This is a genomic window from Acinetobacter sp. YH12233 (assembly GCF_013417725.1).
Taxonomy (GTDB): domain Bacteria; phylum Pseudomonadota; class Gammaproteobacteria; order Pseudomonadales; family Moraxellaceae; genus Acinetobacter.
This window is the reverse complement of record NZ_VPDK01000068.1, coordinates 1-5,644: the sequence shown is the minus strand read 5'-3', so window position 1 is coordinate 5,644 and position 5,644 is coordinate 1. Positions and strand designations below refer to the sequence as shown.

General features: G+C 46.3%; 7 protein-coding genes. 6 read left to right on the top strand and 1 reads right to left on the bottom strand.

The features are described 5' to 3' along the window. Positions 1–113: 113 nt before the first annotated feature. Positions 114–515 (top strand): LysR substrate-binding domain-containing protein, encoded by a 402-nt coding sequence (locus FTV12_RS16035; protein WP_001183556.1) that lies wholly within the window; start codon positions 114–116, stop codon positions 513–515. 136 nt (positions 516–651) lie between these two features. On the opposite strand, the gene FTV12_RS16030 is transcribed toward FTV12_RS16035, so the two are convergent. Next, entirely contained in the window at positions 652–1,467 is an 816-nt protein-coding gene (locus FTV12_RS16030; RefSeq protein WP_000018323.1) for an APH(3')-I family aminoglycoside O-phosphotransferase, read from the bottom strand. Positions 1,468–1,596: 129 nt separating this feature from the next. Between FTV12_RS16030 and FTV12_RS16025 the strand changes: the two genes are divergently transcribed. The 5 genes from FTV12_RS16025 to FTV12_RS16005 all read left to right on the top strand — a co-directional run bounded on the left by FTV12_RS16025 (position 1,597) and on the right by FTV12_RS16005 (position 5,430). Further along, the gene (locus tag FTV12_RS16025) at positions 1,597–2,301 is read left to right on the top strand and encodes an IS6-like element IS26 family transposase (RefSeq protein ID WP_001067855.1); all 705 of its coding nucleotides are present in this window, start codon (positions 1,597–1,599) and stop codon (positions 2,299–2,301) included. Between the two features lie 72 nt (positions 2,302–2,373). Continuing rightward, the gene (locus FTV12_RS16020; RefSeq protein ID WP_205779272.1) at positions 2,374–2,967 is read left to right on the top strand and encodes a tyrosine-type recombinase/integrase; all 594 of its coding nucleotides are present in this window, start codon (positions 2,374–2,376) and stop codon (positions 2,965–2,967) included. A 189-nt stretch (positions 2,968–3,156) separates the two neighbouring features. Beyond that, on the top strand, positions 3,157–4,323 hold the full coding sequence (locus tag FTV12_RS16015; RefSeq protein ID WP_024160783.1) for a tetracycline-inactivating monooxygenase Tet(X3): 1,167 nt from the start codon (positions 3,157–3,159) through the stop codon (positions 4,321–4,323). Between the two features lie 148 nt (positions 4,324–4,471). Then, positions 4,472–5,209 carry a recombinase family protein gene (locus tag FTV12_RS16010; protein ID WP_001366550.1) on the top strand — a complete coding sequence of 246 codons (738 nt, stop codon included), beginning with the start codon at positions 4,472–4,474 and terminating at the stop codon, positions 5,207–5,209. Continuing rightward, positions 5,206–5,430: a hypothetical protein gene (locus FTV12_RS16005; RefSeq protein ID WP_000743213.1), complete on the top strand. Its 225-nt coding sequence runs from the start codon at positions 5,206–5,208 to the stop codon at positions 5,428–5,430. Before FTV12_RS16010 ends, FTV12_RS16005 begins: the two co-directional genes overlap by 4 nt. Positions 5,431–5,644: the final 214 nt, after the last annotated feature.

Genomic DNA, 5,644 nt, shown 5'->3' with positions numbered 1-5,644 from the left:
GCCAGGCCTCAGCATTTTATTATGGTGATCCCCTGGGCGAAATGCGCCTGGTAAGCAGAGTTTTTGAAATGTAAGGCCTTTGAATAAGACAAAAGGCTGCCTCATCGCTAACTTTGCAACAGTGCCATTTTAAGCGTTATGCTAAGCCCAGGAAGCCGCAGGATCTTTTGAACCACAACTGCATTAACGTCCGCTATTCTGATACGAGTGGATTGTACGCCTGGGAATTCGAGAAAGATGCTCAGAAATTCAGTCTGAAAGTCAAAGGGCAATATATTGCGAACAGCACGATTCATCAGCTCGATGCAGCATTAGACGGGCTGGGGATTGCCTATATTCCCGAGTATGTTGCAGATGGATATATCAAAAGCGGCAAGCTGATTGCTGTTCTGACCGAGTGGTGTCCATATTTTGACGGCTACCATATTTATTATCCTCACCGCCGACAGGATTCTCCTGCGTTTATGGCTTTTCTGCAAGTTTTGCGTGACAGGTACAATAATGGAATAAGATAAATTTATGAGTAAAGGATTATGTCCACGATAAGCACCTGGGTCGATTCCTGGGAGGCGGCCATGAGGGTAGGGAAGCGCCGTCCCGTCAAGTCAGCGTAATGCTCTGCCAGTGTTACAACCAATTAACCAATTCTGATTAGAAAAACTCATCGAGCATCAAATGAAACTGCAATTTATTCATATCAGGATTATCAATACCATATTTTTGAAAAAGCCGTTTCTGTAATGAAGGAGAAAACTCACCGAGGCAGTTCCATAGGATGGCAAGATCCTGGTATCGGTCTGCGATTCCGACTCGTCCAACATCAATACAACCTATTAATTTCCCCTCGTCAAAAATAAGGTTATCAAGTGAGAAATCACCATGAGTGACGACTGAATCCGGTGAGAATGGCAAAAGCTTATGCATTTCTTTCCAGACTTGTTCAACAGGCCAGCCATTACGCTCGTCATCAAAATCACTCGCATCAACCAAACCGTTATTCATTCGTGATTGCGCCTGAGCGAGACGAAATGCGCGATCGCTGTTAAAAGGACAATTACAAACAGGAATCGAATGCAACCGGCGCAGGAACGCTGCCAGCGCATCAACAATATTTTCACCTGAATCAGGATATTCTTCTAATACCTGGAATGCTGTTTTCCCGGGGATCGCAGTGGTGAGTAACCATGCATCATCAGGAGTACGGATAAAATGCTTGATGGTCGGAAGAGGCATAAATGCCGTCAGCCAGTTTAGTCTGACCATCTCATCTGTAACATCATTGGCAACGCTACCTTTGCCATGTTTCAGAAACAACTCTGGCGCATCGGGCTTCCCATACAATCGATAGATTGTCGCACCTGATTGCCCGACATTATCGCGAGCCCATCTATACCCATATAAATCAGCATCCAGGTTGGAATTTAATCGCGGCCTCGAGCAAGACGTTTCCCGTTGAATATGGCTCATAACACCCCTTGTATTACTGTTTATGTAAGCAGACAGTTTTATTGTTCATGATGATATATTTTTATCGGCACTGTTGCAAATAGTCGGTGGTGATAAACTTATCATCCCCTTTTGCTGATGGAGCTGCACATGAACCCATTCAAAGGCCGGCATTTTCAGCGTGACATCATTCTGTGGGCCGTACGCTGGTACTGCAAATACGGCATCAGTTACCGTGAGCTGCAGGAGATGCTGGCTGAACGCGGAGTGAATGTCGATCACTCCACGATTTACCGCTGGGTTCAGCGTTATGCGCCTGAAATGGAAAAACGGCTGCGCTGGTACTGGCGTAACCCTTCCGATCTTTGCCCGTGGCACATGGATGAAACCTACGTGAAGGTCAATGGCCGCTGGGCGTATCTGTACCGGGCCGTCGACAGCCGGGGCCGCACTGTCGATTTTTATCTCTCCTCCCGTCGTAACAGCAAAGCTGCATACCGGTTTCTGGGTAAAATCCTCAACAACGTGAAGAAGTGGCAGATCCCGCGATTCATCAACACGGATAAAGCGCCCGCCTATGGTCGCGCGCTTGCTCTGCTCAAACGCGAAGGCCGGTGCCCGTCTGACGTTGAACACCGACAGATTAAGTACCGGAACAACGTGATTGAATGCGATCATGGCAAACTGAAACGGATAATCGGCGCCACGCTGGGATTTAAATCCATGAAGACGGCTTACGCCACCATCAAAGGTATTGAGGTGATGCGTGCACTACGCAAAGGCCAGGCCTCAGCATTTTATTATGGTGATCCCCTGGGCGAAATGCGCCTGGTAAGCAGAGTTTTTGAAATGTAAGGCCTTTGAATAAGACAAAAGGCTGCCTCATCGCTAACTTTGCAACAGTGCCAGTTTTATTACGAACGTGTTTTGGGTGGACAACGGAAAACATATTTCATCGAAAGACCAAAAAAAGAAAAAACACTTCCTGTTGTGATGAGTGAAGAAGAAACCATTCGGGTACTACGCGCTATTGAAAACGTGAAACACAAGGCTATTCTGATGACTATTTATTCGGCAGGTTTGCGCATTTCTGAATGTATAAACCTGAAAATAAAAGACATTGACTCCAAGCGCATGCAAATTCGTATAGAACAGTCAAAAGGAAAAAGAGATCGTTATACCATTTTATCTGAGAAAACATTAATTATTTTAAGAACATACTTTATGGAATATAAACCAAAAGATTATTTATTTGAAGGTCAAAAAGGTGGCGCATACTCAAGCCGAAGTATTCAAAACATTTTTAAAGCAGCTGTTTTAAAAGCAAAGATTCAAAAGGAAGTTACTGTACATACCTTACGACATAGCTTTGCAACGCATTTGCTTGAGAATGGTACGAGTTTACGTTATATTCAATCGTTGTTAGGTCATTCAAGCAGTAAAACAACTGAGGTTTATACACATATTACCACCAAGGGAATGGAACAATTAAAAAGTCCGATGGATTTGTTAGATATATAGAAAGGATTTGTATATTTGAGCAAAACTTAACAAAAAGCACTATGAATATAAATCCTTTTGAGAGAGTAGAAACGAACGGTAAACGGTTGAAAACGGATTTGTCACTGATAATGAAAGGTTTAGCAAAATAAGATATAGTGGATATATACGCCATTTGGCGTATAGCCACTTGTTATGTGCCATTTTTGAATGACAATGCGAATAGATACGGACAAACAAATGAATTTACTTAGTGATAAGAACGTTGCAATAATTGGTGGTGGACCCGTTGGACTGACTATGGCAAAATTATTACAGCAAAACGGCATAGACGTTTCAGTTTACGAAAGAGACAACGACCGAGAGGCAAGAATTTTTGGTGGAACCCTTGACCTACACAAAGGTTCAGGTCAGGAAGCAATGAAAAAAGCGGGATTGTTACAAACTTATTATGACTTAGCCTTACCAATGGGTGTAAATATTGCTGATGAAAAAGGCAATATTTTATCCACAAAAAATGTAAAGCCCGAAAATCGATTTGACAATCCTGAAATAAACAGAAATGACTTAAGGGCTATCTTGTTGAATAGTTTAGAAAACGACACGGTTATTTGGGATAGAAAACTTGTTATGCTTGAACCTGGTAAGAAGAAGTGGACACTAACTTTTGAGAATAAACCGAGTGAAACAGCAGATTTGGTTATTCTTGCCAATGGTGGAATGTCGAAAATAAGGAGCTTTGTTACCGACACGCAAGTTGAAGAAACCGGTACTTTCAACATCCAAGCTGATATTCTTCAACCGGAAATAAACTGTCCCGGATTTTTTCAGCTATGCAACGGCAACCGATTAATGGCGGGACATCAGGGCATTTTATTGTTTGCCAATCCCAATAATAATGGTGCATTGTATTTAGGAATTAGTTTTAAAACGCCCGATGAATGGAAAAATAAAATTCCCTTAGATTTTCAGGACAGAAACAGCGTTGCCGATTTTTTATTGAAAAGATTTTCCAAATGGAGTGAAGTTTACAAACAATTAATACGTTCGGTATCAACATTTCAATGCTTGCCCACAAGGAAATTTCCTTTGAACAATGATTGGAAAAGTAACCGTCCATTACCCATAACAATGATTGGCGATGCTGCTCATTTGATGTCGCCTTTTGCAGGACAGGGTGTAAATACGGGATTATTGGATGCTTTGATATTGTCTGAAAACCTTACAAACGGAGAATTTACAAGTATTGAAAATGCCATCGAAAACTACGAACAACAAATGTTTGTTTATGCAAAAGATACGCAGGACGAATCGACAGAAAACGAAACCGAAATGTTTAGTCCCAATTTTTCGTTTCAAAAATTATTGAATCTATAAACAGTAAGAAAAAACGGCTACTAACAAGCAGTTTTGCAATAGTGGGGCAGAAGTGCAAAATTGAACTTGTGTGCTTCTATCAACTTTTGTACATTAGCTGCCAGTTTAAGATGGGTGCATTTGAGTATGCCCAAAGGAGCCCGCAAGTATGCGCAGGACGAAGCCAGTAGCCGCGCCGATGGTGGCGCGGGTCTATCTGCGCGTCAGCACCGACGCGCAGGACTTGGAACGCCAAGAGGCGATCACTACGGCCGCGAAGGCCGCCGGCTACTACGTCGCCGGCATCTACCGTGAGAAGGCATCCGGCGCACGCGCCGACCGGCCTGAGCTGCTGCGCATGATCGGCGACCTACAGCCCGGCGAGGTGGTCATTGCCGAGAAGATCGACCGCATCAGCCGCCTACCTTTGCCCGAGGCCGAGCGCCTGGTGGCCTCGATACAGGCCAAAGGCGCACGCCTGGCCGTCCCTGGCGTGGTCGATCTATCCGACCTGGCGGCCGAGGCCCAGGGTGTCGCCAAGATCGTGCTGGAAGCCGTGCAGATCATGCTTTTTCGCCTGGCCTTGCAGATGGCCCGCGACGACTACGAGGACAGGCGCGAACGCCAGCGCCAAGGCATTGAGTTGGCCCGCCAGGCCGGGCGGTACAAGGGCCGCCGTGCTGATCCGAAGCGCCGCGCCCAAGTTGTCGCGCTGCGCAAGTCCGGCTACAGCATCAACAAGACCGCCGAGCTGGCCGGGTACAGTGCGGCCCAGGTGAAACGGATATGGGCCGAGGTCAGCCAGGCCGAAGCGAAGCAGCACGGCGCGTTCGTGGAGGACGCATTGACGGAAGCCGATGCCCTGGCCGCTGTCGGCCAGGATGAGCGCCAGGAGGAAAGGGCATGAAGAAGCCGAACCAAGACGACGAGCCGTTTTTCATCACCGAGGAGATTGCGGCCGAAATGATCGCCGGCGGCTATGAGTTCGAGCTGCCGCCCATTCCTTGCACCATCCGCCTACGCGACGTGCTGGAGCGCATGACCGATGCTGAGCTAGCATTGCAGCCGGGCGAGATCGCCGACCAGGAGCGTGAACGCTGCCGGCGCAAGCCGTGTTCAACCTCATGATCTGGTCATGGTATTTTTCATGGCACTGAGCCTGATAGTTCTTGCAAATTGTTGTCACTAAAGGGTTTTGTGTGCTTGTTTACAATCGAGTGGGAGTGACGGGCACTGGCTGGCAATGTCTAGCAACGGCAGGCATTTCGGCTGAGGGTAAAAGAACTTTCCGCTAAGCGATAGACTGTATGTAAACACAGTATTGCAAGGACGCGGAACATGC